Here is a 23,866-nt window from a genome sequence, read left to right as displayed (position 1 = left end):
CCTCGAACGTACGGACGCCCCGGCTGATCCGTCCAATGCACGGAATCGTCATAATCGTTCCCATGGTGCATGAGCAGAGGTCACGGGGTCGGCTGTCACGGAGCAGTGACACACGAGACACCACCGACATGTCGAGGCTGCTGGCGCCGCGCCTCGCCCACTTCGCCGGTGTGGCCCGCACCGAGCACGTCACGCGCGCCGCGCAGGAGATGCAGGTCCCGCAGTCCACCCTGTCCCGGGCCATGGTCCGCCTCGAACAGGACCTGGGTGTCGACCTGTTCGCCCGCCACGGCCGCACGGTCTCCCTGACCCCCGCCGGCCGCACCTTCCTCGCCTCCGTGGAGCGCGCCCTCGCCGAGATCGAACGCGCCGCCGACGAGGTCCGCGCCGACGCCGACCCCGCCACCGGCAAGGTCGCCTTCGGCTTCCTGCACACCATGGGCGCCGAGACCGTGCCCGGCCTGCTGCACGCCTTCCGCGCGGACCACCCGCGCATCCGCTTCAGCCTCGTCCAGAACTACGGCGAGGCCATGCTGGAACGCCTGCGCGCGGGCGAACTCGACCTGTGCCTGACCTCCCCGGTGCCCGACGCCCCCGACCTCGTCGCCCGCCGCCTCGACGAGCAGAAACTGCGCCTGGTCGTCCCGGCCGACCACCGGCTCGCCGGCCGCCGCCGCATCCGGCTGGCCGAGGCCGCCGACGAGATGTTCGTGACCCTGGAGCCCGGCTACGGCCTGCGCCGCATCACCGACGACCTCTGCGCGCAGGCCGGTTTCAAGCCCCGTGTCGCCTTCGAGGGCGAGGAGGCCGAGACCCTGCGCGGCCTGGTCGCCGCGGGCCTGGGCGTCGCCCTGCTGCCCCCGCCGGCCTTCCCCCGTCCGGGCGTGGTCGAACTGAGCGTCACGGCCCCGAAGGCCGCCCGGGAGATCGGCGTGGCCTGGCTGGCGGGCCGCCCGGACACCCCGCCGGTGACCGCCTTCAAGAAGTTCCTGCTGTCGAAGCGGGGCAGCCTCCTGCCGACGTGAACCGGGGGCGCGGACAGCCGGACGGCGTCAGCGCCGCAACGACCTGCCGAATCCCGCCGCCAGCGGCATCCGCAGCCCCAGCGGAGGAGGCGCCGCCAAGGCGTCCCGCACGGGCCGGGACAGCGCCCGCCCGAACAACGCGCCCATCACGAAGTCCTCGGCCAGCGCCAGCACTTCGTCCCGGTACTGGTGCAACCCGTGGCCGTCCGAGTGGACTTCGAACCGGCACACCTCCCGGTTCGCCTTCTTCGCCCGCGACGCCAGCCGGAACGACAGCTCCGGGTCGGTCCGGGCGTCGTTGGTGCCGTGCACGATCAGCACCCGCCGCCCGGCGAGCTGCTTCACCGGTTCGGGTGGCGCCGCCACGTCCTCCTCCGGCAGCCAGGGAGCCAGCGCCAGCACGGAGTTGACGGCCTCGTGGCCCGCCGCGCGCAGCGCGGCCCTGCCGCCCATCCCGATCCCGGCGAGACACACGGGGACGTCGCCGTACCGCCGGACGGCCTCGTCGACGGCCCAGGCGGCGTCGCGCGCCGGATGCGCCTCGCTGCCGTTCCAGCCCCGGTAGCGGTAGTGGACGACATGGGTGGCGAGGCTCCGGTCCCGGGCCGCGCGGGTCAGACGGCGTCCCAGACCCCGCACCGAGGCGGCCGCCACCAGGGCGGACGGCCTGCGGCCGGAGAACTCCTCGCCGCCGGGGAGCAGCAGCACCACGCCGTCCACCGCCGTCGGTTCCGGGCCGAGCGCCCGCCCCAGCCGGGCCGTGCGCACCGGCGTCGCTTCCTGTGCCATGACAGAACAGTGTCAGAAGCACCGGTGTACTCCACCCGTCCGTGCGGTCACCGTTGCGTATCGACGCGGGCGGGCGACGAGTGATCTACGCGCGTAGGAGTTAGAGTGCGAAAATGACGAGCCAGACCATTGCGAACACCCCGGACACGGACCAGATCCGCCGGGCCCCCAAGGTTCTGCTGCACGACCACCTCGACGGCGGACTGCGCCCCGGCACCGTCGTCGACCTGGCCCGCGCGTCCGGATACGACCAGCTCCCCGAGACCGATCCCGGCAAGCTCGGCCTGTGGTTCCGCGAGGCCGCCGACTCCGGCTCCCTGGAGCGCTACCTGGAGACGTTCTCGCACACCGTCGGGGTCATGCAGACCCGCGACGCCCTCGTCCGGGTCGCCGCCGAGTGCGCCGAGGACCTCGCCGAGGACGGTGTCGTCTACGCCGAGGTGCGCTACGCCCCCGAACAGCACCTGGACGGCGGACTGACCCTCGAAGAGGTCGTCGAGGCGGTCAACGAGGGCTTCCGGCAGGGCGAGCGCCGCGCCAAGGAGAACGGCCACCGCATCCGCGTCGGCGCCCTGCTCACCGCGATGCGGCACGCCGCCCGCGCCCTGGAGATCGCCGAACTCGCCAACCGCTACCGGGACCTGGGCGTCGTCGGCTTCGACATCGCGGGCGCCGAGGCCGGCTACCCGCCCACCCGGCACCTCGACGCCTTCGAGTACCTCAAGCGCGAGAACAACCACTTCACCATCCACGCCGGTGAGGCCTTCGGCCTGCCGTCCATCTGGCAGGCGCTCCAGTGGTGCGGCGCCGACCGGCTCGGACACGGGGTGCGCATCATCGACGACATCCAGGTCCACGAGGACGGCACCGTGAAGCTCGGCCGCCTCGCCTCCTACGTCCGGGACAAGCGCATCCCGCTGGAGCTGTGCCCCAGCTCCAACCTCCAGACCGGCGCGGCCGCCTCGTACGCCGAGCACCCCATCGGACTGCTGCGCCGGCTGCACTTCCGGGTCACGGTGAACACCGACAACCGTCTGATGTCGCACACCGGCATGAGCCGGGAATTCGAGCACCTTGTCGACGCCTTCGGTTACACGCTCGACGACCTGCAGTGGTTCTCCGTCAATGCGATGAAATCAGCGTTCATTCCTTTCGATGAACGTCTGGCCATGATCAATGACGTCATCAAGCCCGGATATGCCGAGCTGAAATCCGAATGGCTGTTCCGGCAGACCGCTTCCACCAGCGGTTCCCCGGCCACGGAAGACTGAACGGGGCGTTCTCGGATGACGGGACCGCGGACGGCGTTCACCATCCGTCCGCATTTCGATGTTTGCGGCGGGAGGTGCCGCGTGTTTACGGTCACCACACCGCTCACATCCCCGTATCCCATTTCGAGGACGCATTTCATGAAGCAGTCTGCTGCCAAGACCCTCGGTGTCGCCGCCCTCGGTGCCGCCTTCGCCGCCGCCGGTGCGGGCGCCGCCCACGCCGCCCCCGCCGTCCCCGACGCCCTGCCGGCGCTGGACACCGTCACCCAGGCCGTGCCCGCGGAGCAGCTGTCCGGCGGGCTGCCGGGCTCGGACCGCCTGCTCGCGCAGGGACAGGAGCTGACCGGCTCGGCGACCGCGCAGCCGGTCGCCGAGCAGGCGGGCTCGCAGCTCCCCGCCGCCAATCTCCTCGGCGGCCTGCCCCTCCAGGGCGGCGTGCCCACCCAGGGCCTCGCCTTCAACGGTGTCCCGCTCGGCGCCTGACCCACCCGGGCCGCGACGGCCGATGGGGCGCACCCGGACTCGGGGTGCGCCCCATCGGCGTACTCGGGGAGAGGGCCGTACACGGCCCTGAGGGAGACGGTGTCGCTCCGCGGGGCGGGACTACCAGGCCGTCCGGGCCTTCTCCTCCGAGGGCAACAGGATCCACAGCGCTATGTAGAGCAGGAACTGCGGGCCCGGAAGCAGACACGAGAGCAGGAAGATCACCCGCATCGTGGTCGCGGAGGTGCCGAAGCGCCGGGCCAGCGCGGCGCACACTCCGCCGATCATGCGGTCGTGGGGGCGGACGGGGCGGCTCATCTGCGGCTCCTTCGTGAGCGGTGCGAGGCTTCCCGGTCGGTTGCCTCCATGCACTCCACGTTACGGAGACGAAGGGGGCAAAGCGTCGCTCCACGGGGCGATCCCGACCCTGGGAATCGTCGGGGTCCTACCCTGAGCCGGCTCCTCCGCCAGGACGGCGGTGACCGGCCGTCCCATGCCGTGGCGGCGCAGCCAGGAGCGGCCCGCGGGCACCACGGCCGCGTGCGCGAGCCCCGCGCCCACGGTGTTCAGCAGCAGCGAGTCGATGTCCACGACCTGGCCCGGCACCGCGGTCTGCAGCATCTCGACGGCCAGCGACACCAGGGCGGTCGCCGCCATGGTGCGCACCAGCGAACCCACCGGCGGGACGTCCGGCCGGCCCCCGGCCATGGGCAGCAGCACCCCCAGCGGCGCGAGCAGCGCCAGCCCCTCGCAGGTCCTGCGGACCCCCTCCGCCCAGCCCAGCGCGAAATCCGCCCGGATCCCGTCGAAGGGCCGCAGATTGGCGGGCATCACCCAGGGCACGTCCAGCGGCCGCAGCGCGAACCAGGCGACGAACGCGAGATACGCCGCCAGGAGGAGCCCTCCTGTCACACGGACACGGAACGCGGCGGTGCCGCCGACGAAGCCTTGACGCTGCACGACCCCCTAGACGCGGCGTCCCGCGGGATCGGTTCCGGGATGTCACCCGTTCGCCGGGTGAGGCATGCGCCACAGTGCCGCGCACCGCGCGGACCACCGCGCGGACCACCGCACCGTGCCGCGTGCCGCGCCCGCCGCGCGGCTCAGTTCCCCGTGGTCTCCGAGGACGGCGGTTCCTCCTGGTCCGGACGGGTCCGGACCTCGTCGGTGCACTCGTAGCGGCGCGGCCGGCCGTCGTCGGGACCGCCCAGGATCACCGATCCGTCGCCCTCGGCCGCCGCCGAGTCGGAGAAGGTGCACACGATCTGCGCCAGCTGGGCGGAGGCGAGGCTCCCGGGCGCGGTGCTCAGCCGCAGCGTGTCCTCCGGGTCGCCGGACCGCGGACCGCTCACGGTCGTCCCGCGCCGCACCCGCGTGGTGTACCCGGCCTCCTGCTCGGCCGCCGTCGGCTGCCGGGACAGCTCGTCCAGCAGCCCCTGCGCCACCGGCACGCGGCGCGAGTCCGCCGCCCCGTCCGGCACCCGGACCGTCCGGTCCACGGCCACCAGCGACGACCCGCACAGCAGGAACACCCGCACCGGCAGTCCCCGCACGGCCTGCGTCGACACCTCCGGCTCGGCCAGCGAGCAGCTCACCCGTGAGGGCGCGGGGCCGAAGTCGGTCGGCACCTCCGTGGCCCGGATCCCGCACCCGGTGAGCAGACCGCCCAGCATCCCGAAGGCCAGCAGCGCCGCCGCACGGCGTACGGTCCCGCGTCGTGCGTTCATCGGGCGTCCCCCTCGGCGCCTTCGCCCCCGGCGTCTCCGGTCCGCTCCGCGGGGCTCTGCGCGGACACGTCCCGCGGCAGTCGCAGCGTGAACACGGCGCCGCCCTCGGGGGAGTTGGCCGCGGTGATCCCACCGCCGTGGATGTGGGCGTTCTCCAGCGCGATGGACAGGCCCAGACCGCTGCCCTCGGAGCGCGGCCGGGAGGCGCTGGCCTTGTAGAAGCGGTCGAAGACGTGCGGCAGGACCTCCTCGGGGATGCCCGGCCCGTGGTCCCGCACCTCGATGACCACCACGCCCCCGTCCCCCTCGGTGTCCTCCTCGCGCACCGCCACCCGCACCGGCGAACCGCCGTGCTTGAGCGCGTTGCCGATCAGGTTGGCCAGGATCACGTCCAGCCGGCGCGGGTCGATCCGGGCGTGGATGCCGCGCTCGGCGTCCAGCTCGACCGCGTCCAGCCAGGCACGCGCGTCGATGCAGGCGGTGATCTGGTCGGCTATGTCGACGTCGTCGAGGACCAGGCGGGCCGTGCCCGCGTCGAAGCGGGTGACCTCCATCAGGTTCTCCACCAGGTCGTTCAGCCGGCGGGTCTCGCTCACCACCAGCCGCACGGCGGGCTCGATCATCGGGTCCATGCCGCCGCCGCCCTCGGACTCCAGCTCCTCCTCCAGGACCTCGGTCACGGCGGTGATCGCGGTCAGCGGCGTCCGCAGCTCATGGCTCATGTCCGCCACGAACCGGCGGGACGCCTCGTCCCGCGCCGCCATGTCGGCCACCCGCTTCTCCAGCGCCTCCGCCGCCTTGTTGAACGTCCGCGACAGATCCGCCAGTTCGTCGGTGCCCGACACCCTCAGCCGGGTGTCCAGCTTGCCCTCGCCGAGCCGCCGGGCGGCCACGCCGAGCCGCTGCACCGGCTTCAGCACCGTCGTGGCGGCGGCGTGCGCGAGCAGCGCGGAACCGATCAGCGCCAGCCCGGTGGCGATGCCCAGCGACCAGGCCAGCGAGTTGAGGTCCTTGGCCTCCGGCTCCAGCGACTTCAGCATGTAGCCGGTCGGCCCGCCGCCGATCATCCGGGTCCCCGCCACCAGGTACGGGGTGTCGCCGTCGACGATCCGCTGCCAGTACAGGTGGTGCGGGTACTTGTTCGCCGAGGTGACCTTCTGCCGCTCGGTGACCGCCTCGCGCAGCGAGGCCGGCACGTCCCGCAGCGAGAAGCCGCTCAGCCCGCCCGAACCGCCGTAGACGGTCCGCCCGTCCGGGTCCTCGGCGACCAGCAGCACGGTGAAGCGCTGCCCGCTGTTCGCCATCTGGCCCGCAGTGCGCTGCAGTTCGTCCTGTGTGGGGTGCTCGGGCAGCGCGCCCGCCCGGTTGCGCATCTCCTGCTCGAAGTCGCGCAGCACCGCGTCCTGCGCACGGGTCAGCACGGACTCGCGGTTCAGCCAGTACGCGATGCCGGACGCGGACACCGCGGCGGTGAGCGCGACCAGCCCGAACACCACCACCAGCCGCAGCCGCAGGCTGGTGAAGCGCAGCCGTGACCAGACTCCCTTGCGTGCCGCGGACCAGCCGCGGCTCCCCCCTTGGTGCTCCTCGGTCACTGAGGCGGGTCCAGCCGGTAGCCGACACCGCGCACGGTACGGATCAGCGTCGGGGACGACGGCACGTCCTCGACCTTGGCGCGCAGCCGCTGGACACAGGCGTCCACCAGCCGGGAGTCGCCCAGGTAGTCGTGCTCCCACACCAGCCGCAGCAACTGCTGCCGGGACAGCGCCTGGCCCGGCCGCCGGCTCAGCTCCAACAGCAGCCGCAGTTCGGTCGGCGTCAGCTGGAGGTCCTCGCCGTTCTTCGTCACCGTCATCGCCGCACGGTCGATGACCAGGCTGCCGAAGGTCGCCGAGTCGCTGGACTCCCGCTCCCCGCGCCGCAGCACCGCCCGGATCCGGGCGTCCAGCACCCGGCCCTGCACCGGCTTGACGACGTAGTCGTCGGCGCCGGACTCCAGGCCGACCACGACGTCGATGTCGTCATTGCGGGCGGTCAGCAGGATGATCGGCAACTGGTCCGTGCGCCGGATGCGCCGGCACACCTCGAACCCGTCGATGCCGGGCAGCATCACATCCAGCACGATCAGATCCGGCCGCTGCTCGCGCAGCAGCTTCAGACCGTCCTCACCGCTGGCAGCGGTCGCCACCCGGTGGCCCTGGCGCGTCAGAGAGAGCTCCAGGGCCGTGCGGATGGCGTCGTCGTCCTCGATCAGCAACAGGGAAGGCACGGGCTCATTCTGGCCCATGGAGGGCTCCCTGTTCGACCCGTGGACGACAGATGCCCATTGGGCCCGCATACGTGGCGCTACGTGCACCGACTCCTGTGAAGGATCTGTGTTCCCGCCGTGCCCGGCCCCTGTGACAGGTCTGTGACAGTCGGCGGACACGGCCATGAAGGTCCCCCGGCAAGCTTTTCGGCACGAGCACAACAGCAGGACCGAACACCGGAAGTCCACGACGGGGGGCGCGAGATGAACACGCTGCACGGCACCAGCACCAGCGCAGTGATCACGCGTCTGCACGACGTGCACCGGGGTTCCGAGAAGTCCGGTGCGGCGGGCATGCGGGGGTGCGCCCGCGGCACCGGGCGTCAGCACACCACGATCATGACGGTGGTTGACGCACCCAAGGGGGAGACCGGGGGGAACGCGTACGGGGAGGACCCGGGGGAGCGCGGCTCGCTGACGGAGGTGGAGTTCACCGCCTACGTCCGGGAGCGCCGCGCCTCCCTGTACGCCACCGCCTACCACCTGACCGGCGACCGTTTCGAGGCCGAGGACCTGCTGCAGAGCGCGCTGTTCTCGACCTACCGGGCGTGGGACCGGATCAGCGACAAGGCGGCGGTCGGCGGCTACCTCCGCCGGACCATGACCAACCTGCACATCAGCGCGTGGCGCCGCCGCAAGCTGAACGAGTACCCGACCGAGGAGCTGCCGGAGACGGCCGGTGACACGGACGCGATGCGCGGCACCGAACTGCGCGCGGTCCTGTGGCAGGCGCTGGCCCGGCTGCCCGAACTCCAGCGCACCATGCTGGTCCTGCGCTACTACGAGGGCCGCACGGACCCGGAGATCGCGGACATCCTCGGCATCAGTGTCGGCACGGTGAAGTCCAGCATCTGGCGGTCGCTCCGCCGGCTGCGTGAGGACGAGGTCCTCAGCTTCGGCCGTGACGAGGAGGACGCCTTCGGGGAGCTCGTCGCCTGAAGGTACGGGGGAAACGGGGACCCGGGGGGATCGGGGAACCGAGGGATCGGGGGACCCGGGAGACCGGGGCCACGGGGGAACCGACGGGACGCCGGGGGGCGTCACCGTCACGGGTGGGGGACCGACGGGGGAATCCGCCGGGGAATCCGCCGGGAACCCATGGGGAACTCATGGGGGACCGACGGGGGAACCGGCGGGGGAACAAAAAGGGGGAGCACAAGGGGGTCACGGGGGACCTCTGGGGACACGGGGATCACGGGGGAGTGCGAAACAGCGGGACTGGAGGGCCGGGGGGCCCGCCCAGTCCCGCCTTTCGTGTGCGTGGACTCCCCGCGCCTCGGAACTCCGCTAGGCCGGCGTGCTCGTGCTCGTGCTCGTGCTCGTGCCCGTCGCCGTCCGTCCGGCGACCGCCGCCCTGGCGAGCCGGCCCAGCGCTTCGTCCCGGTCGCAGGCGTACGCGCCCAGCGCCGTCTGGCGGGCGACGATCGACCGCTCCAGCCGCATCAGCCGCCAGCCGCGCCGCAGCAGGAACGGCACCGACTTGCGGCTCTCCTTCAGGTCCCGCAGGAAGCGCCGGCGGAAGGTGCGCACCGGGCCGCGGCTCAGGCACAGCGCGTCCGCCAGCAGCCCCAGTTCACGGCAGCGGGTGACGATCTCCGCGGCGAAGATGCCCTCCGCGATGAACAGCGGTGTCCCGCCGATGTCGACGGTCCCCTCGCCGGTGCGGGCGCTCAGGGAGATGTCGTAGACGGGCACCTGTGTGCGACGCGTGCGGCACAGCCGGTCGATGGCGGCGACAGCGGTGTCGGCGTCCCAGGAGCCCGGGTGGTCCCAGTCGATGTCGGAGGTGCCCGCCACCAGCGGCAGCGTCGGGTCGTCGCCCTCCTTGTAGAAGTCGTCGAGGCGCAGCACCGGGAGGCCGGAGCGGGCCGCGAGGAGGGACTTGCCGGAGCCGGAGGGGCCGCAGAGCAGCACGACTCGCGCGGATATGGGCGACTGGGAACTCACGGGACACCAGTGTGAGGCATCGTTCGGGTGGCGTACGACCCCGCGGTGCGGCTTTGAAGCGCGCGTCACATCTCCACTACTCTTCGCGTCGATCCGATCACCCAGTGAAGGCGACAGGTGGCACAGCGATGGCCCGACACAAGGCACCCAGGACTCCGGCCGCCCGACGCGCGCTGGCCGTGCTCGCGACCGCGGGAGCGGCGCTCGGCGCCGGGGCGACGGCCGCGGAGGCGGACGTGCTGCCCGACAGCGCCGGCCAGGTCGTGGGCACGGTCGCGGACCTCAAGCCCAATCCGCTCGCCGGTACGGGCGTGGACCCGCTCGACAACGGCGTCGGCACCCAGGTCGCCGACTTCCGGCCGGTGGACTCGCGGGCGGTGACCGGGCCGGTCGCGCAGGCGCCGTCGGTCGGCGGCGTTCCGGTGGTCGGCTCGGTGACGAGCCTGCCGGTCCGCTGACGTCCGGCGCACGGCAGAGCGCCGCACCCCGCCCGGACGGTGGCGGAGTGCGGCGCTCCGGTCATGGGGGGCCGGTCAGTAGGCGGAGCCCGAGGCGCCCAGCGAACCCGTCGGGTGCCAGACCGTCTTGGTCTCCAGGAACGCCGTCATGCGGTCCGTTCCCGGATCGGCCGACCAGTTGTCCACAGGCTGTGGACGCAGCACCCGCTTGAGGTTGTCTGCGGCCGCGATCTCCAGCTCCTTCGCCAGCGCCTCGTCCGCGCCCGCGAGGTCGATCGCGTTGACGTCCTGGTGCGCGGCGAGCGGGGCGGCGATCTCCGCCGTACGGCCGGAGAGGACGTTGACCACGCCGCCGGGGAGGTCGGAGGTGGCCAGGACCTCGCCGAGGGAGAGGGCGGGCAGCGGAGCCTTCTCGGACGCCACCACGACCGCCGTGTTGCCCGTGGCGACGACGGGGGCGACCACCGACACCAGGCCCAGGAACGACGACTCCTGCGGGGCCAGTACGGCGACCACGCCCGTCGGTTCGGGGGAGGACAGGTTGAAGAACGGGCCCGCCACCGGGTTGCCGCCGCCGACCACCTGGGCGATCTTGTCCGTCCAGCCCGCGTACCAGACCCAGCGGTCGATCGCCGCGTCCACCTGGAGCCCCGCCCTGGACTTCGACAGCCCCTCGGCGTCCGCGACCTCCGCGACGTACTGGTCGCGGCGGCCCTCCAGCATCTCCGCGACGCGGTAGAGGATCTGCCCGCGGTTGTACGCCGTCGCCCCGGACCAGCCGCCGAACGCCTTGCGCGCGGCGACCACCGCGTCACGGGCGTCCTTGCGGGACGACAACGGCGCGTTCGCCAGCCACTTGCCCTTGGAGTCGGTCACCTCGTACACCCGGCCGCTCTCCGAACGCGGGAACTTCCCGCCGACGTACAGCTTGTAGGTCTTGAAGACGCTCAGGCGGTTCTGATCAGACATCGAGGTACGCCTCCAGGCCGTGGCGGCCGCCCTCGCGGCCGAAGCCCGACTCCTTGTAGCCGCCGAACGGCGACGTCGGGTCGAACTTGTTGAACGTGTTGGACCAGACGACACCCGCGCGGAGCTTGTTCGCGACCGCCAGGATGCGCGAGCCCTTCTCCGTCCAGATGCCCGCCGACAGGCCGTACGGGGTGTTGTTGGCCTTGGCGACGGCCTCGTCGGGGGTGCGGAAGGTCAGGACCGACAGCACCGGGCCGAAGATCTCGTCGCGGGCGACGGTGTGCGCCTGGGTGACGTTCGTGAAGAGCGTCGGGGCGAACCAGTAGCCGCTCTCCGGGAGGTCGCAGGCCGGGGACCAGCGCTCGGCGCCCTCCGCCTCGCCCAGGTCGGCCAGCGCGGTGATCCGGGCCAGCTGCTCGGCGGAGTTGATCGCGCCGATGTCGGTGTTCTTGTCCAGCGGGTCGCCCAGGCGGAGGGTGGTGAGCCTGCGCTTGAGGGAGTCCAGCAGCTCGTCGTGGATCGACTCCTGGACCAGCAGGCGGGAGCCCGCGCAGCAGACCTGGCCCTGGTTGAAGAAGATGCCGTTGACGATGCCCTCGACGGCCTGGTCGATCGGCGCGTCGTCGAAGACGATGTTGGCGCCCTTGCCGCCCAGTTCGAGCGTCAGCTTCTTGCGGGTGCCCGCGACCGTGCGCGCGATCTCCTTGCCGACGGCCGTGGAGCCGGTGAAGGCGACCTTGTTCACGTCGGGGTGGGCGATCAGCGCGGCGCCGGCGCGGCCGTCGCCGGTGATGATGTTGACGACGCCCTTGGGGAGCCCGGCCTGGCGGCAGACGTCCGCGAAGAAGAGCGCGGAGAGCGGGGTCGTCTCGGCGGGCTTCAGGACCACCGTGTTGCCCGTCGCCAGCGCCGGGGCGATCTTCCACGCCAGCATCAGGAGCGGGAAATTCCAGGGGATGACCTGGCCGGCGACGCCGAGGGGGCGCGGGTCGGCGCCGTAGCCGGCGTGGTCGAGCTTGTCCGCCCAGCCCGCGTAGTAGAAGAAGTGCGCCGCGACCAGGGGGAGGTCCGCGTCGCGGGTCTCCCTGATCGGCTTGCCGTTGTCGAGCGTTTCGAGGACGGCCAGTTCGCGGCTGCGCTCCTGGATGATGCGGGCGATGCGGAAGAGGTACTTCGCGCGCTCGGCGCCGGGCAGCGCCGACCACTTCTCGAACGCCTTGCGGGCGGCCTTCACCGCCCGGTCGACGTCCGCCTCACCGGCCTCGGCGACCTCGGCGAGCACCTCCTCGGTGGAGGGGGAGACGGTCTTGAAGACCTTGCCGTCGGCCGCCTCGGTGAACTCGCCGTCGATGAACAGGCCGTAGGACGGGGCGATGTCGACGATCGCGCGGGACTCGGGCGCCGGCGCGTACTCGAATGCGGATGTCCGCTTTTCCATGGTCATGGGGTCTCAGTCCACCGTCACGTAGTCAGGGCCGGAGTAGCGGCCGGTGGCCAGCTTCTGCCGCTGCATCAGCAGGTCGTTCAGCAGCGAGGAGGCGCCGAAGCGGAACCAGTGGTTGTCCAGCCAGTCCTCGCCCGCGGTCTCGTTGACCAGGACCAGGAACTTGATGGCGTCCTTGGACGTGCGGATGCCGCCGGCCGGCTTCACGCCGACCTGGACGCCGGTCTGGGCACGGAAGTCGCGGACCGCCTCCAGCATCAGGAGCGTGTTCGCGGGGGTCGCGTTGACGGCGACCTTCCCGGTCGAGGTCTTGATGAAGTCCGCGCCCGCCAGCATGCCGAGCCAGCTCGCCCGGCGGATGTTGTCGTACGTCGACAGCTCGCCCGTCTCGAAGATGACCTTGAGGCGGGCGCTCGTCCCGCAGGCCTCCTTCACGGCGGTGATCTCGTCGTACACCTTCAGGTAGTGCCCCGCGAGGAACGCCCCGCGGTCGATGACCATGTCGATCTCGTCCGCACCGGCGGCGACGGCCTCGCGGACGTCCGCCAGCTTGACCGCGATCGGGGCGCGGCCGGCCGGGAACGCGGTGGCGACCGAGGCGACCTTGACGGTGGAACCGGCGACGGCCTCCTTGGCCGTGGCCACCATGTCGGGGTAGACGCAGACCGCGGCCGTGGCGGGCGTGGTGCGGTCGGTCGGGTCGGGGCGGACCGCCTTCGCGCCGAGCGCCCGGACCTTGCCCGGGGTGTCCGCGCCTTCCAGCGTCGTCAGGTCGACCATCGAGATGGCGAGGTCGATGGCGTACGCCTTCGCGGTCGTCTTGATCGAACGGGTGCCGAGGGAGGCGGCGCGCGCCTCCAGGCCGACCGCGTCGACGCCGGGCAGCCCGTGGAGGAAGCGGCGCAGCGTGCCGTCGGACGCGGTGACGTCGCTGAGAGCGTGGGGTGCAGTGGTGGGCATGGTCACCAGACGAGCATATCTACGCGCGTAGCGGCTGTACAGCCCTCCCACCGATCCCGGCGGGCGTCCACCGCGTACGGCGTTCTGGGAGCCGTCGTGCAGAATCGGGAGCATGACGACCCCCGACCCTCAGTCGCCTGCCCCGGAGCCCTCGAAGCCCTCGGGGTCCGCGGCACCGCAGTACCAGGACCGGATCTACCGCTCGCCCGCGGCCCTCGCCGGTGGGGTGCTGCTGCTCGCCGTCATCGGATGGCTCGGCATCGACGCGGTGGTCGCCGGAGAGGGCCGCACCCCGTGGCTGTCCCTCGCCACCATGCTCCTCCTCGCGCCCCTGGTCGTCGCCTACACCCTGCGTCCCGCCGTGTACGTCAACGACGACCGGCTGCGCGTCCGCAACCCGTTCCGCGTGATCGTGCTGCCCTGGGGGCGGGTGGCCTCGCTGCGGTCCGGGTTCTCCAACGAGGTCGTCGACGACTCCGGCGCCAAGTACCAGCTGTGGGCGCTTCCGGTCTCCCTGCGGGCCCGCAGCAAGGCGGCCCGGCAGGAGACGCGGGCGGCGGCGCGGGCCGCACGCGGCGAGGGCGGCGGTGACGGCGAACGCGGGGGACGGCGGGGCGGCCGGGGCGCGTTCGGAGCGGGGGCCGCTGCCGAGGGGCCCCGGCGGGCCGAGAGCGACCGGGCGATGGACGAGATGCGTGAGCTGCGCGAGCGGCGGCAGGAGGCGGAGGCCGCGCAGGGCGAGGTGACCGTGCGCTGGGCCTACGAGATCGTGGGGCCCGTCGTCGCGGGGGTGGTGCTGCTGGCGGTGCTGCTGGCCGTCGGGTGAGGGGTGGAGTGGGGCCAAGGGGTGGTGTTCCCCCGGCCCCGCTCCCTCAGATGCCGGCCGCGCGGGACAGGTCCTGCTTGATCCGCTCCAGAAGGGCCGTCGCCCTGGCGCGGGCCTCGGGCAGGCCGGCCTTCGCGGCGACCGGGACCACCACCTCCAGGTAGCACTTCAGCTTCGGTTCCGTGCCGCTGGGGCGGACCACGACCCGCGCGCCGTCCATCGTGTAGCGCAGGCCGTCCGTCGGGGGGAGCCGGTCCGTGCCCCGGGTCAGGTCCTCGGCGGTGACGACGGCCAGACCGGCCAGCTCGGTGGGGGGCCGCTCGCGCAGGCGGCGCATCGCCGCGGCGATCACGGACAGGTCCTGCACCCGGACCGAGAGCTGGTCGGTGGCGTGCAGGCCGTGCTCCACGGCGAGGTCGTCCAGGAGGTCGAGGAGGGTACGGCCCTCCGACTTCAGCTCGGAGGCCAGCTCCGTGAGCAGGAGCGCCGCCGTGATGCCGTCCTTGTCGCGCACGCCGTCCGGGTCGACGCAGTAGCCGAGGGCCTCCTCGTAGCCGTAGCGCAGGCCCTCCACCCTGGCGATCCACTTGAAGCCGGTCAGCGTCTCCTCGTACGGCAGCCCGGCCTTCCCGGCGATGCGGCCGAGCAGGCTCGACGACACGATCGACTCGGCGAACGTGCCGGTCGCTCCGCGGCGGACCAGGTGGGCGGCGAGCAGCGCGCCGACCTCGTCGCCGCGCAGCATGCGCCAGTCGGCGCCGTCCCTGACGGCCGCGGCGCAGCGGTCGGCGTCGGGGTCGTTGGCGATGACCAGGTCCGGGTCGGTCTCACGGGCCTTCGCGAAGGCGAGGTCCATCGCGCCCGGCTCCTCCGGGTTGGGGAACGCGACGGTCGGGAAGTCCGGGTCGGGGTCCGCCTGCTCGGCGACGAGGTCGGGGGCGGGGAAGCCGGCCCGGGCGAAGGCGGCGAGCAGGACGTCCTTGCCGACGCCGTGCATCGCCGTGTAGACGGTGCGGGCGGTGCGGGGCGAGTCCTTGGACAGGACGGCGTCCGTGCGGGCCAGGTAGGCGTCCAGGACGGTGTCGTCGAGGGTCTCCCACCCTTCGGTGGGGCGGTCGACGGTGGTGAGGGAGGGGACGGCCTCGATCTCGGCGGCGATCTCGGCGTCCGCCGGGGAGACGATCTGCGAGCCGTCGCCGAGGTACACCTTGTAGCCGTTGTCCCGGGGCGGATTGTGGCTGGCGGTGACCTCCACGCCCGCGACGGCGCCGAGGTGCCGTATGGCGAAGGCGAGGACGGGGGTGGGGAGGGGGCGGTCGAGGACGGCCGCCCGCAGACCGGCGCCGGTCATGACGGCGGCGGTGTCGCGGGCGAAGTCGGCCGACTTGTGGCGGGCGTCGTAGCCGATGACGACCAGGCCGCCGGTGTGGCCGTTCTTCTTGAGGTACGCGGCGAGGCCGGCGGCGGCGCGGATGACGACGGAGCGGTTCATGCGCATCGGGCCCGCGCCGAGTTCGCCCCGGAGGCCGGCGGTGCCGAACTGGAGGGTGCCGGCGAAGCGTGCGGCGAGCTCGGCGCGGTCGTCGGCGTCGATGAGACGGGCGAGTTCCTCACGGGTGTCCGGGTCGGGGTCCTCGGTCAGCCATGCCTGGGCCTGTGCGATGAGGGCGTCGTGCACGTTCGGTCAGCCTCTCGGTCCGGTGGGGTGCGTGTTCTGTGCCTGCGGCGCGGGGGTGGGGGGCGGTGCCCGGCTCGGGCGGTACCTGGGGTGCCGGCGGCGCCTGTGCGGCTGTGGTGGGGGTGCGGTGGCGCCTGGGGCCGGTGGGCGGGGCGGGACCGGGCCGGGGGTACCCGTCCTCGGTCCGGCGCGGAATCGGTCACTTGACATGTTCCCCGGTCGACGCGTCGGCCGCCGGGGGGCGGGTACCCCCGCCCCGTCCCCTTCGCGCCGTACGCGGTACGCGGGCAGCGCGCCCCGCCGCCGGTCTCGGGTGTTACAGGCGGCCGAGGACCTGGGTCAGGAGGGAGCCCATGCGGGTGGCGGAGTCGCGGCCCGCCTGGAGGACCTCCTCGTGGTTGAGGGGTTCGCCCGTCATGCCCGCGGCCAGGTTGGTGACCAGGGAGATGCCCAGGATCTCCGCGCCCGCCTCGCGTGCGGCGATGGCCTCCAGGACCGTGGACATGCCGACCAGGTCCGCGCCGATGACCCGGGCCATGCGGATCTCGGCCGGGGTCTCGTAGTGCGGGCCGGGGAACTGGGCGTAGACGCCCTCCTCCAGCGTGGGGTCGACCTCCTTGCACAGGGCGCGCAGGCGGGGGGAGTAGAGGTCGGTGAGGTCGACGAAGTGGGCGCCCACGATGGGGGAGGTGGCGGTGAGGTTGATGTGGTCGCTGATCAGGACCGGCTGGCCGGGGCGCATGCCCGCGCGCAGGCCGCCGCAGCCGTTGGTCAGGACGACGGTCTTCGCGCCCGCCGCCACGGCGGTGCGCACGCCGTGGGCGACGGCGGCGACCCCGCGCCCCTCGTAGTAGTGCGTGCGGCCCAGGAAGACCAGGGCGCGCTTCGCGCCGATGCGGTACGAGCGGACCCTGCCTCCGTGGCCCTCGACCGCCGGCGGCGGGAAACCGGGCAGCTCGGTCACCGGGAACTCGGCCTCGGGCGTGCCGAGGGCGTCCGCGGCCGGTGCCCAGCCGGAGCCCATCACGAGGGCGACGTCGTGGGTCTCGGCGCCGGTGAGTTCGCGCAGGCGCGCGGCGGCGGCGTCGGCTGCGGCGTAGGGGTCGCCCTGGATGTCGTCCGGAAGAAGAGAAGCGTTCACGCGTCGAGGGTAGCCGGTATTCGCCTACGCGCGTAGATGCGGGAGGTGGCGGGTTGGCGATCGTTGTCCCGTCGTTTCCTGGGAGGGGTCCCGGGGCGGGGCTCAGCAGGGGCGCTTGCGGAGTTCCATCACGTAGTCGTGGGGGGCGCCCGCGGACTCGGCCGCGTCGGCGATCTCCCCCAGGTAGCGGGCCGAGGGCAGGCCGCCCTCGTAGCTGTTCAGGACGTACGTCCAGGCCGGCTCCTCGCCGTCCAGCGTGTGGGCGCGGACCCGGGTGCGCCGGTAGAGGTCCAGGCCGCCCGCCCCCTCCCAGCGGTCCAGGGACTCCTCGTCCATCAGGGCGATGTCGTAGAGCGCCACGAAGACCTGCGAGATCGGATCCTCGACGAGCGTGGCGAGCGAGCCCTCCCAGCCCATGTGCTCGCCCCCGAAGGTCAGCCGCCACCCGTTCAGCCAGCCCGTGGCGCGCAGCGGCGAGTGCGGAGCGCGGCGGGACATCAGCCGCGCGTCGAGGTTGCCGGCGTACGCGGCGTAGAGCGACATGGGGGAAGGGTACGGCAGCCGTTTACCGGGCCCCTCCGGTAACAGGGGGGCCACGGCTGAGGCCCCCGGGCGGTCGCACGGTGAAGTGTGCGGGACAATGGAGTACGTGACTCGGATCGTGATCATCGGTGGCGGACCCGGCGGATACGAAGCGGCGCTGGTCGCCGCGCAGCTCGGTGCGGAGGTGACCGTCGTCGACTGCGACGGTCTGGGCGGGGCGTCGGTGCTCACCGACTGCGTGCCGTCCAAGACCCTGATCGCCACGGCCGAGGTGATGACCACCTTCGACTCGTCGTACGAGGAACTGGGGATCATCGTCGCCGACGACACCCCGCCCATGGAGCAGGCCGCCCGGGTGGTGGGCGTGGACCTGGGCAAGGTCAACCGGCGGGTGAAGCGGCTCGCGCTGGCCCAGTCGCACGACATCACCGCGTCCGTGACGCGGGCCGGCGCGCGGGTGCTGCGCGGGCGGGGCCGGCTGGAGGGCATGCAGGCGCTCGACGGTTCGCGCAAGGTCGTGGTGCGCGCCGCGGACGGCACCGAGGAGACGCTCACCGCGGACGCCGTGCTGATCGCGACCGGCGGACACCCGCGCGAGCTGCCGGACGCCCGTCCCGACGGCGAGCGCATCCTGAACTGGACCCAGGTGTACGACCTGAACGAGCTCCCCGAGGAGCTCATCGTGGTCGGATCGGGTGTCACGGGCGCCGAGTTCGCCGGTGCCTACCAGGCGCTCGGGTCGAAGGTGACGCTCGTGTCGTCGCGCGACCGGGTGCTGCCGGGCGAGGACCCGGACGCCGCCGCCGTGCTGGAGGACGTCTTCCGCCGCCGCGGCATGAACGTCATGGCGCGGTCCCGGGCCCAGTCCGCCAAGCGGGTCGGGGACCGGGTGGAGGTGACCCTCGCCGACGGGCGGGTCATCACCGGGTCGCACTGTCTGATGGCCGTCGGCGCCATCCCCAACTCCGAGGGCATGGGCCTGGAGGAGGCCGGCGTCAGGCTGCGGGACTCGGGCCACATCTGGACCGACAAGGTCTCGAGGACGACGGCTCCCGGCGTCTACGCCGCCGGTGACGTCACCGGTGTCTTCGCGCTCGCCTCGGTGGCGGCGATGCAGGGCCGTATCGCCATGTACCACTTCCTGGGCGACGCGGTGGCCCCGCTGAACCTGAAGACGGTCTCGTCGAACGTCTTCACCGACCCCGAGATCGCCACCGTCGGCTACTCCCAGGCCGATGTCGACGCCGGCAAGATCGACGCCCGGGTCGTGAAGCTGCCGCTGCTGCGCAACCCGCGCGCCAAGATGCAGGGCATCCGCGACGGCTTCGTCAAGATCTTCTGCCGCCCGGGCACCGGCATCGTGGTGGGCGGTGTGGTCGTGGCACCGCGCGCCTCGGAACTGATCCACCCCATCTCGCTCGCGGTCGACAACAACCTGACCGTCGAACAGATCGCGAACGCCTTCACCGTGTATCCCTCGCTGTCGGGGTCGATTGCGGAAGTGGCACGGCAGTTGCACACGCGGAAGTCGGGCGGCGAGGCCTGACGGCCGGAACCGACTCCCCGCCGGTCACGGGGAGTTGTCACCTGTCGCGCCTTATACCACTCGCTGTACCGCTGTGCGAACAACTTCTGCTATTCAGCGCAAACTGCTGAAAGCAGATGGTCGCTGGCGTTACTGTCAGTTTCGTGTTCGCTGCAGAACGTCGCCAATTGATCCTCGAAATGGTGCGAGCGAACGGGGCCGTGTCGCTCCGTGAGCTCGCCCGCGTCGTCCAGACCTCCGAAGTGACCGTACGGCGGGACGTGCGCGCGCTGGAGGCAGAAGGACTCCTCGACCGCCGGCACGGCGGTGCGGTACTCCCGGGCGGTTTCACGCGAGAGTCCGGTTTTCCGCAGAAATCACATCTCGCGACCGCCGAGAAGACCGCCATCGCCGACCTCGCCGCGAACTTCGTGGAAGAGGGCGAGGCCATCGTGGTCGGCGCGGGTACCACCACGCAGGAGCTGGCACGCCGGCTGGCCCGGGTGCCCGGGCTGACCGTCGTCACCAACTCCCTGCTCGTCGCCCAGGCCCTGGCCCACGCCAACCGCGTCGAGGTCGTGATGACCGGGGGAACGCTCCGCGGTTCGAACTACGCACTCGTCGGCAGCGGCGCCGAACAGTCCCTCCAGGGGCTGCGGGTGTCCCGGGCCTTCCTCTCCGGGAGCGGCCTGACCGCCGAGCGCGGGCTGTCCACGTCCAACATGCTGTCGGCCTCGGTCGACCGGGCGCTGGTGCAGGCCGCGGCGGAGGTGGTCGTCCTCGCCGACCACACCAAGCTCGGTACGGACACCATGTTCCAGACGGTGCCGACCGATGTGATCACACGCCTGGTGACGGACGAGCCGCCCGCGCACGACGACCGCGCGGCGACGGAGCTTCAGGCGCTCGCCGATCAGGGCGTGCAGATCGCTGTGGCGGGGGCGCCGGGAGGGTCCGCGGGAGCGGGAAGCGCGGGGGGTGAGGGGTCGTCGGCGGCGCGCCAGCAGCGTCGGGATGTGCCGCTTCCGGGGCCCCGACGGCAGGGGCCCGGGCTCCGGTCGGCGACGGTGGGGCTGGGGACGGACCAGGCCGCCGGTGCGGAGCGGGGTGCGCGGGTGGCGGATCTGCGGAGGCGGTGAGGGGTCGCTGCGCGGGCGGGGCGCGGTGAGGCTGCCTGTGCCGTGACCGGCGTCCGCGCGATGATCCGGTGCCGTGCCGTGCCGGGGTCGGGTCGCGCGGCCCGACGCTCACGGGTGCCGCCACGCCCACCCTCCCCCAACGGCCGCCCGCCGTGAGCGGCAGTGGCTGCCCGCAGCTGTCCGGGCGGCGACGGCCGCGTACGGCGGGAAGGGGACGGGGCGGGGGTGTCCGCCCGCAGCGGCCGTCGCGTCCGCACCCTGAGCCTTCTCGAGTGACCGATTCCGCGCCGGACCGAGGACGGACACCCCCGCCCCGGCCCCGAACCCACCCCCCACCCGTGGGCGCTACCGCACCAACCGCCGAAGCGGCACCCGCGCCGCAGACAGGGCGCGGGTGCCGCTTCGCACGGACTCAGTCCTTGATCTCGCAGATCGCCGCGCCCGAGGTGACCGACGCCCCCACCTCCGCGTTCAGACCCTTCACCGTGCCCGACCGGTGGGCGTTGATGGGCTGCTCCATCTTCATGGCCTCCAGGACGACGACCAGGTCGCCCTCCTTGACCTCCTGCCCCTCCTCCACCGCGACCTTGACGATCGTGCCCTGCATCGGCGAGGCGAGCGTGTCGCCCGAAGCCGCCGGCCCGGACTTCTTCGTCGCCCGCCGCTTCGGCTTCGCACCGGCCGCCAGCCCCGTACGGGCCAGGGACATGCCGAGCGACACGGGCAGGGAGACCTCCAGGCGCTTGCCGCCGACCTCGACGACGACGGTCTCGCGGCCCGCCTCCTCCTCGGCCTCCGTGTCCACGGCGGCGGCGAACGGCTTGATCTCGTTGACGAACTCGGTCTCGATCCAGCGGGTGTGCACCGTGAACGGATCGGCCGAACCGGTGAGCTCGGGAGCGAACGCCGGGTCCACGACCACCGCGCGGTGGAACGGGATCGCCGTCGCCATGCCCTCGACCTGGAACTCCGCCAGCGCACGCGCGGCCCGCTCCAGCGCCTCCTTACGGGTACGCCCGGTGACGATCAGCTTCGCCAGCAGCGAGTCCCACGCCGGACCGATGACCGACCCGGACTCCACACCCGCGTCCAGCCGCACACCCGGCCCCGACGGCGCCGCGAACTTCGTCACCGTGCCCGGCGCCGGCAGGAAGTTGCGCCCCGGGTCCTCACCGTTGATGCGGAACTCGAACGAGTGGCCCCGCAGCACCGGGTCGTCGTACCCCAGCTCCTCACCGTCCGCGATGCGGAACATCTCCCGCACCAGGTCGATCCCCGCGACCTCCTCGGTCACCGGGTGCTCCACCTGCAGACGGGTGTTGACCTCCAGGAACGAGATCGTGCCGTCGACACCGACCAGGAACTCCACGGTGCCGGCACCGACGTAACCGGCCTCCTTGAGGATCGCCTTGGACGCGCGGTACAGCTCGGCGACCTGCGCCTCGGACAGGAACGGCGCCGGCGCCTCCTCGACCAGCTTCTGGTGCCGCCGCTGGAGGGAGCAGTCACGGGTGGAGACGACGACCACGTTGCCGTGCTGGTCGGCCAGGCACTGGGTCTCCACGTGCCGCGGCTTGTCCAGGTAACGCTCGACGAAGCACTCTCCGCGACCGAAGGCGGCGACCGCCTCGCGCACCGCGGAGTCGTACAGCTCCGGCACCTCTTCCAGCGTCCGCGCCACCTTCAGGCCGCGGCCGCCACCACCGAACGCCGCCTTGATCGCGATCGGCAGCCCGTGCTCCTCGGCGAACGCGACGACCTCGTCCGCGCCGGACACCGGGTCCGGCGTGCCCGCCACCAGCGGAGCGCCCGCGCGCTGCGCGATGTGCCGGGCGGCGACCTTGTCACCGAGGTCGCGGATGGCCTGCGGCGGCGGGCCGATCCAGATCAGGCCCGCGTCCAGGACCGCCTGGGCGAACTCGGCGTTCTCGGAGAGGAAGCCGTAGCCGGGGTGGACGGCGTCGGCGCCCGACTCCCGCGCGGCCTTCAGCACCTTGTCCATGTCGAGGTAACTGGTGGCGGGAGTGTCACCGCCCAGGGCGAACGCCTCATCCGCGGCGCGGACATGCAGAGCGTCCCGGTCCGGGTCGGCGTATACGGCAACGCTCGCGATTCCGGCATCCCGGCAGGCCCGGGCCACGCGGACAGCGATTTCGCCACGGTTGGCGATGAGCACCTTGCGCACGATTGAGGCTCCCTCCTTGAAACAAGCCGAGTTTAGGGACTGCCGACACGACACTTCGACCCGTCCCCACTGGTGAGCTTGCCCACACGGAGCGTGATGCGAGGCTTGCTCGACCCGGGAAATCCCTTGTCGCACCTAGGTGCGCCGGGCTCCTCCCGGAAACCCTAGCCGTCCCATGTGGTCAAGGTCTCTGTGAGAGCGTGCTGCGGCCCACTCGGTTTCTTTGTGGAGTCCCTACGAATGGCCCAATGATTCTTTGCCGTCCGCAGGGCCCTTGTACCGAGGTTTACCCGTTAGTAGCCTTCGCGTCGTCCCGAACATACTCGGGGTAACCACAGTCGTGCTCGAAAGTGGGTGGGGGCCGGTGGTGCGCAGACCGGTGGCTTGGGTCCTGGCGCTCGTGCTGTTCGCCGAGGCGTTCGGCGTCGCGGCGCTGAACTGGTTCCTCGGCGTCGTCGTCGACCGGCAGGACATGTCCCTGGCCGGTCTCGACCCGCACGCGATGTCGGTCGGCTCGAAGATCGGCGGGATCGTCTTCGGCCTCTACTTCGCCCTGTGTGCCCTGGTGGCCCTGCTGGTCGCCGTGCGCGACCGGGCGCCGGCCGGTTTCGGCCGGGTGGTGCTGATCAGCGCCGCGGTGGTGCACGGGCTGCTGGGCGCGGTCGTGTGGGGGCTGGTCGGCCGGACCGCGTTCCTGTTCATGGTGGCGGTGCTCGGGCTCGTCGTCCTGCTGCTGATGACGTACGACGGCCGGCCCGGCGAGCCCGCCGGCGCCGCGCGCGAGGGCGGCACCGGCGGTGACGGCGCGCCGCTCACGCCTCCCGCGGCGCCCACAGCTCCGTGATGCCGACGCCCAGGTCGGCCAGCAGCCGGCGCACCAGGGGCAGGCTGATGCCGATCACATTGCCGTGGTCGCCGTCGATGCCGTCGATGAACGGGGCCGAGCGGCCGTCCAGGGTGAACGCCCCGGCGACGTGGAGGGGTTCGCCGGAGGCGACGTAGGCGGCGATCTCCTCGTCCGTGGGGTCGCCGAAGCGGACCACGGTGGAGGCGGTGGCGGAGGCGTAACGGCCGCTGAGGGTGTCGTAGACGCAGTGGCCGGTCTGGAGCGTGCCCGCGCGGCCGCGCATGGACTTCCAGCGTGCGGTGGCCTCCTCGGCGTCCGCGGGCTTGCCCAGCGCCCGGCCGTCCAGTTCCAGGACCGAGTCGCAGCCGATCACCAGCGCGCCCTTGACCTCGGGCTTGGCGGCGACGACGGACGCCTTGGCCTCGGCCAGGGCGAGCGCCAGCTCGGCGGGGGTGGGGGCGGTGACGGCGTCCTCGTCGACCCCGCTGACGATCACCTCGGGGTCGAGGCCCGCCTGGCGGAGCAGTCCGAGCCGGGCGGGGGACTGGGAGGCGAGCACGAGTCGGCGGCGCGGCTGATCTGTCATGCGGTCAGCGTATCG

Annotated in this window: 24 protein-coding genes; 9 read left to right on the top strand and 15 right to left on the bottom strand. The window is 72.4% G+C overall.

Translation table 11 applies throughout. The features are described 5' to 3' along the window. Window positions 1–62 precede the first annotated feature (62 nt). Window positions 63–1,025: a LysR family transcriptional regulator gene (locus tag FHX78_RS12815; RefSeq protein ID WP_145867583.1), complete on the top strand. Its 963-nt coding sequence runs from the start codon at window positions 63–65 to the stop codon at window positions 1,023–1,025. A gap of 27 nt (window positions 1,026–1,052) precedes the next feature. Here FHX78_RS12815 and FHX78_RS12810 read toward each other — a convergent pair whose 3' ends face one another. Next, the gene (locus FHX78_RS12810; RefSeq protein WP_145867582.1) at window positions 1,053–1,814 is read right to left on the bottom strand and encodes an alpha/beta hydrolase; all 762 of its coding nucleotides are present in this window, start codon (window positions 1,812–1,814) and stop codon (window positions 1,053–1,055) included. A 113-nt stretch (window positions 1,815–1,927) separates the two neighbouring features. On the opposite strand from FHX78_RS12810, the gene FHX78_RS12805 reads away from it, so the two are divergent. Both FHX78_RS12805 and FHX78_RS12800 read left to right on the top strand, forming a co-directional pair. Then, the gene (locus FHX78_RS12805; RefSeq protein ID WP_145867581.1) at window positions 1,928–3,085 is read left to right on the top strand and encodes an adenosine deaminase; all 1,158 of its coding nucleotides are present in this window, start codon (window positions 1,928–1,930) and stop codon (window positions 3,083–3,085) included. Window positions 3,086–3,223: 138 nt separating this feature from the next. Then, window positions 3,224–3,568: an ATP-binding protein gene (locus tag FHX78_RS12800; protein WP_145867580.1), complete on the top strand. Its 345-nt coding sequence runs from the start codon at window positions 3,224–3,226 to the stop codon at window positions 3,566–3,568. A 120-nt stretch (window positions 3,569–3,688) separates the two neighbouring features. Here FHX78_RS12800 and FHX78_RS12795 read toward each other — a convergent pair whose 3' ends face one another. The 5 genes from FHX78_RS12795 to afsQ1 all read right to left on the bottom strand — a co-directional run bounded on the left by FHX78_RS12795 (window position 3,689) and on the right by afsQ1 (window position 7,564). Beyond that, entirely contained in the window at window positions 3,689–3,886 is a 198-nt protein-coding gene (locus FHX78_RS12795; RefSeq protein WP_145867579.1) for a PspC domain-containing protein, read from the bottom strand. Between the two features lie 60 nt (window positions 3,887–3,946). After that, entirely contained in the window at window positions 3,947–4,528 is a 582-nt protein-coding gene (locus FHX78_RS12790; protein ID WP_145867578.1) for a VanZ family protein, read from the bottom strand. A gap of 143 nt (window positions 4,529–4,671) precedes the next feature. Further along, window positions 4,672–5,295, bottom strand: coding sequence for a hypothetical protein (locus FHX78_RS12785; RefSeq protein WP_167531754.1), 624 nt, complete (start codon window positions 5,293–5,295; stop codon window positions 4,672–4,674). Continuing rightward, entirely contained in the window at window positions 5,292–6,890 is a 1,599-nt protein-coding gene (locus FHX78_RS12780; RefSeq protein WP_145867577.1) for a sensor histidine kinase, read from the bottom strand. The genes FHX78_RS12785 and FHX78_RS12780 overlap by 4 nt, the downstream gene beginning before the upstream one ends. Continuing rightward, window positions 6,887–7,564: a two-component system response regulator AfsQ1 gene (afsQ1, locus tag FHX78_RS12775; RefSeq protein ID WP_189908514.1), complete on the bottom strand. Its 678-nt coding sequence runs from the start codon at window positions 7,562–7,564 to the stop codon at window positions 6,887–6,889. The genes FHX78_RS12780 and afsQ1 overlap by 4 nt, the downstream gene beginning before the upstream one ends. 243 nt (window positions 7,565–7,807) lie before the next feature. On the opposite strand from afsQ1, the gene FHX78_RS12770 reads away from it, so the two are divergent. Further along, window positions 7,808–8,542 (top strand): SigE family RNA polymerase sigma factor, encoded by a 735-nt coding sequence (locus tag FHX78_RS12770; RefSeq protein WP_145867575.1) that lies wholly within the window; start codon window positions 7,808–7,810, stop codon window positions 8,540–8,542. A gap of 348 nt (window positions 8,543–8,890) precedes the next feature. On the opposite strand, the gene FHX78_RS12765 is transcribed toward FHX78_RS12770, so the two are convergent. Then, window positions 8,891–9,619: a uridine kinase family protein gene (locus FHX78_RS12765; protein WP_167531753.1), complete on the bottom strand. Its 729-nt coding sequence runs from the start codon at window positions 9,617–9,619 to the stop codon at window positions 8,891–8,893. Between the two features lie 59 nt (window positions 9,620–9,678). On the opposite strand from FHX78_RS12765, the gene FHX78_RS12760 reads away from it, so the two are divergent. Then, on the top strand, window positions 9,679–10,008 hold the full coding sequence (locus tag FHX78_RS12760) for a hypothetical protein (RefSeq protein ID WP_145867574.1): 330 nt from the start codon (window positions 9,679–9,681) through the stop codon (window positions 10,006–10,008). Window positions 10,009–10,083: 75 nt separating this feature from the next. On the opposite strand, the gene FHX78_RS12755 is transcribed toward FHX78_RS12760, so the two are convergent. The 3 genes from FHX78_RS12755 to deoC are packed head-to-tail and all read right to left on the bottom strand — an operon-like array spanning window position 10,084 to window position 13,381. Next, the gene (locus FHX78_RS12755) at window positions 10,084–10,977 is read right to left on the bottom strand and encodes an aldehyde dehydrogenase family protein (RefSeq protein WP_145867573.1); all 894 of its coding nucleotides are present in this window, start codon (window positions 10,975–10,977) and stop codon (window positions 10,084–10,086) included. After that, on the bottom strand, window positions 10,970–12,415 hold the full coding sequence (locus tag FHX78_RS12750) for an aldehyde dehydrogenase family protein (protein WP_145867572.1): 1,446 nt from the start codon (window positions 12,413–12,415) through the stop codon (window positions 10,970–10,972). Before FHX78_RS12750 ends, FHX78_RS12755 begins: the two co-directional genes overlap by 8 nt. Before the next feature lie 12 nt (window positions 12,416–12,427). Continuing rightward, on the bottom strand, window positions 12,428–13,381 hold the full coding sequence (gene deoC, locus FHX78_RS12745; protein ID WP_145871905.1) for a deoxyribose-phosphate aldolase: 954 nt from the start codon (window positions 13,379–13,381) through the stop codon (window positions 12,428–12,430). A gap of 112 nt (window positions 13,382–13,493) precedes the next feature. Here deoC and FHX78_RS12740 point away from each other — a divergent pair, with 112 nt between their 5' ends. Further along, window positions 13,494–14,207: a PH domain-containing protein gene (locus tag FHX78_RS12740; RefSeq protein WP_145867571.1), complete on the top strand. Its 714-nt coding sequence runs from the start codon at window positions 13,494–13,496 to the stop codon at window positions 14,205–14,207. 46 nt (window positions 14,208–14,253) lie between these two features. Here the strand turns inward: FHX78_RS12740 and FHX78_RS12735 are convergent, their stop codons facing one another. The 3 genes from FHX78_RS12735 to FHX78_RS12725 all read right to left on the bottom strand — a co-directional run bounded on the left by FHX78_RS12735 (window position 14,254) and on the right by FHX78_RS12725 (window position 17,569). Beyond that, window positions 14,254–15,885 carry a phospho-sugar mutase gene (locus tag FHX78_RS12735; protein WP_145867570.1) on the bottom strand — a complete coding sequence of 544 codons (1,632 nt, stop codon included), beginning with the start codon at window positions 15,883–15,885 and terminating at the stop codon, window positions 14,254–14,256. Between the two features lie 316 nt (window positions 15,886–16,201). Then, complete coding sequence (locus FHX78_RS12730) at window positions 16,202–17,026, bottom strand: purine-nucleoside phosphorylase (RefSeq protein ID WP_145867569.1); 825 nt, start codon at window positions 17,024–17,026, stop codon at window positions 16,202–16,204. 102 nt (window positions 17,027–17,128) lie between these two features. Further along, window positions 17,129–17,569 (bottom strand): gamma-glutamylcyclotransferase family protein, encoded by a 441-nt coding sequence (locus tag FHX78_RS12725; protein ID WP_145867568.1) that lies wholly within the window; start codon window positions 17,567–17,569, stop codon window positions 17,129–17,131. Between FHX78_RS12725 and FHX78_RS12720 the strand changes: the two genes are divergently transcribed. Both FHX78_RS12720 and FHX78_RS12715 read left to right on the top strand, forming a co-directional pair. Then, a complete protein-coding gene (locus FHX78_RS12720) occupies window positions 17,568–19,115 on the top strand; it encodes an NAD(P)H-quinone dehydrogenase (protein WP_268257178.1) in 1,548 nt (515 codons plus the stop codon). The two genes, FHX78_RS12725 and FHX78_RS12720, sit on opposite strands and share 2 nt — an antisense overlap. Before the next feature lie 116 nt (window positions 19,116–19,231). After that, the gene (locus FHX78_RS12715) at window positions 19,232–20,233 is read left to right on the top strand and encodes a DeoR/GlpR family DNA-binding transcription regulator (protein ID WP_145867566.1); all 1,002 of its coding nucleotides are present in this window, start codon (window positions 19,232–19,234) and stop codon (window positions 20,231–20,233) included. Between the two features lie 412 nt (window positions 20,234–20,645). Here FHX78_RS12715 and FHX78_RS12710 read toward each other — a convergent pair whose 3' ends face one another. Continuing rightward, window positions 20,646–22,418, bottom strand: coding sequence for an acetyl/propionyl/methylcrotonyl-CoA carboxylase subunit alpha (locus FHX78_RS12710; RefSeq protein ID WP_145867565.1), 1,773 nt, complete (start codon window positions 22,416–22,418; stop codon window positions 20,646–20,648). A 379-nt stretch (window positions 22,419–22,797) separates the two neighbouring features. On the opposite strand from FHX78_RS12710, the gene FHX78_RS12705 reads away from it, so the two are divergent. After that, a complete protein-coding gene (locus tag FHX78_RS12705; protein WP_189908515.1) occupies window positions 22,798–23,262 on the top strand; it encodes a hypothetical protein in 465 nt (154 codons plus the stop codon). Here FHX78_RS12705 and FHX78_RS12700 read toward each other — a convergent pair. Continuing rightward, a complete protein-coding gene (locus tag FHX78_RS12700) occupies window positions 23,231–23,851 on the bottom strand; it encodes a Maf family protein (protein WP_145867563.1) in 621 nt (206 codons plus the stop codon). The genes FHX78_RS12705 and FHX78_RS12700 overlap by 32 nt on opposite strands. Window positions 23,852–23,866 lie beyond the last annotated feature (15 nt).

It is taken from the genome of Streptomyces capillispiralis (assembly GCF_007829875.1).
Taxonomy (GTDB): Bacteria; Actinomycetota; Actinomycetes; order Streptomycetales; family Streptomycetaceae; genus Streptomyces; species Streptomyces capillispiralis.
The sequence above is the reverse complement of the archived record's forward strand: the minus strand, read 5'-3'. Positions and strand labels throughout refer to the sequence as shown.

What these genes read in the sequence shown, in the direction of transcription:
- FHX78_RS12760 (WP_145867574.1), top strand. Translation starts at nt 9,679, where the DNA reads ATGGCCCGACACAAGGCACCCAGGACTCCGGCCGCCCGACGCGCGCTG.
- FHX78_RS12810 (WP_145867582.1), bottom strand. Translation starts at nt 1,814, where the DNA reads ATGGCACAGGAAGCGACGCCGGTGCGCACGGCCCGGCTGGGGCGGGCG.
- FHX78_RS12715 (WP_145867566.1), top strand. Translation starts at nt 19,232, where the DNA reads ATGGTCGCTGGCGTTACTGTCAGTTTCGTGTTCGCTGCAGAACGTCGC.
- FHX78_RS12755 (WP_145867573.1), bottom strand. Translation starts at nt 10,977, where the DNA reads ATGTCTGATCAGAACCGCCTGAGCGTCTTCAAGACCTACAAGCTGTAC.
- FHX78_RS12805 (WP_145867581.1), top strand. Translation starts at nt 1,928, where the DNA reads ATGACGAGCCAGACCATTGCGAACACCCCGGACACGGACCAGATCCGC.
- FHX78_RS12740 (WP_145867571.1), top strand. Translation starts at nt 13,494, where the DNA reads ATGACGACCCCCGACCCTCAGTCGCCTGCCCCGGAGCCCTCGAAGCCC.
- FHX78_RS12800 (WP_145867580.1), top strand. Translation starts at nt 3,224, where the DNA reads ATGAAGCAGTCTGCTGCCAAGACCCTCGGTGTCGCCGCCCTCGGTGCC.
- FHX78_RS12785 (WP_167531754.1), bottom strand. Translation starts at nt 5,295, where the DNA reads ATGAACGCACGACGCGGGACCGTACGCCGTGCGGCGGCGCTGCTGGCC.
- deoC (WP_145871905.1), bottom strand. Translation starts at nt 13,381, where the DNA reads ATGCCCACCACTGCACCCCACGCTCTCAGCGACGTCACCGCGTCCGAC.
- FHX78_RS12750 (WP_145867572.1), bottom strand. Translation starts at nt 12,415, where the DNA reads ATGGAAAAGCGGACATCCGCATTCGAGTACGCGCCGGCGCCCGAGTCC.
- FHX78_RS12815 (WP_145867583.1), top strand. Translation starts at nt 63, where the DNA reads ATGGTGCATGAGCAGAGGTCACGGGGTCGGCTGTCACGGAGCAGTGAC.
- FHX78_RS12795 (WP_145867579.1), bottom strand. Translation starts at nt 3,886, where the DNA reads ATGAGCCGCCCCGTCCGCCCCCACGACCGCATGATCGGCGGAGTGTGC.
- FHX78_RS12725 (WP_145867568.1), bottom strand. Translation starts at nt 17,569, where the DNA reads ATGTCGCTCTACGCCGCGTACGCCGGCAACCTCGACGCGCGGCTGATG.
- FHX78_RS12770 (WP_145867575.1), top strand. Translation starts at nt 7,808, where the DNA reads ATGAACACGCTGCACGGCACCAGCACCAGCGCAGTGATCACGCGTCTG.
- FHX78_RS12720 (WP_268257178.1), top strand. Translation starts at nt 17,568, where the DNA reads ATGGGGGAAGGGTACGGCAGCCGTTTACCGGGCCCCTCCGGTAACAGG.
- FHX78_RS12700 (WP_145867563.1), bottom strand. Translation starts at nt 23,851, where the DNA reads ATGACAGATCAGCCGCGCCGCCGACTCGTGCTCGCCTCCCAGTCCCCC.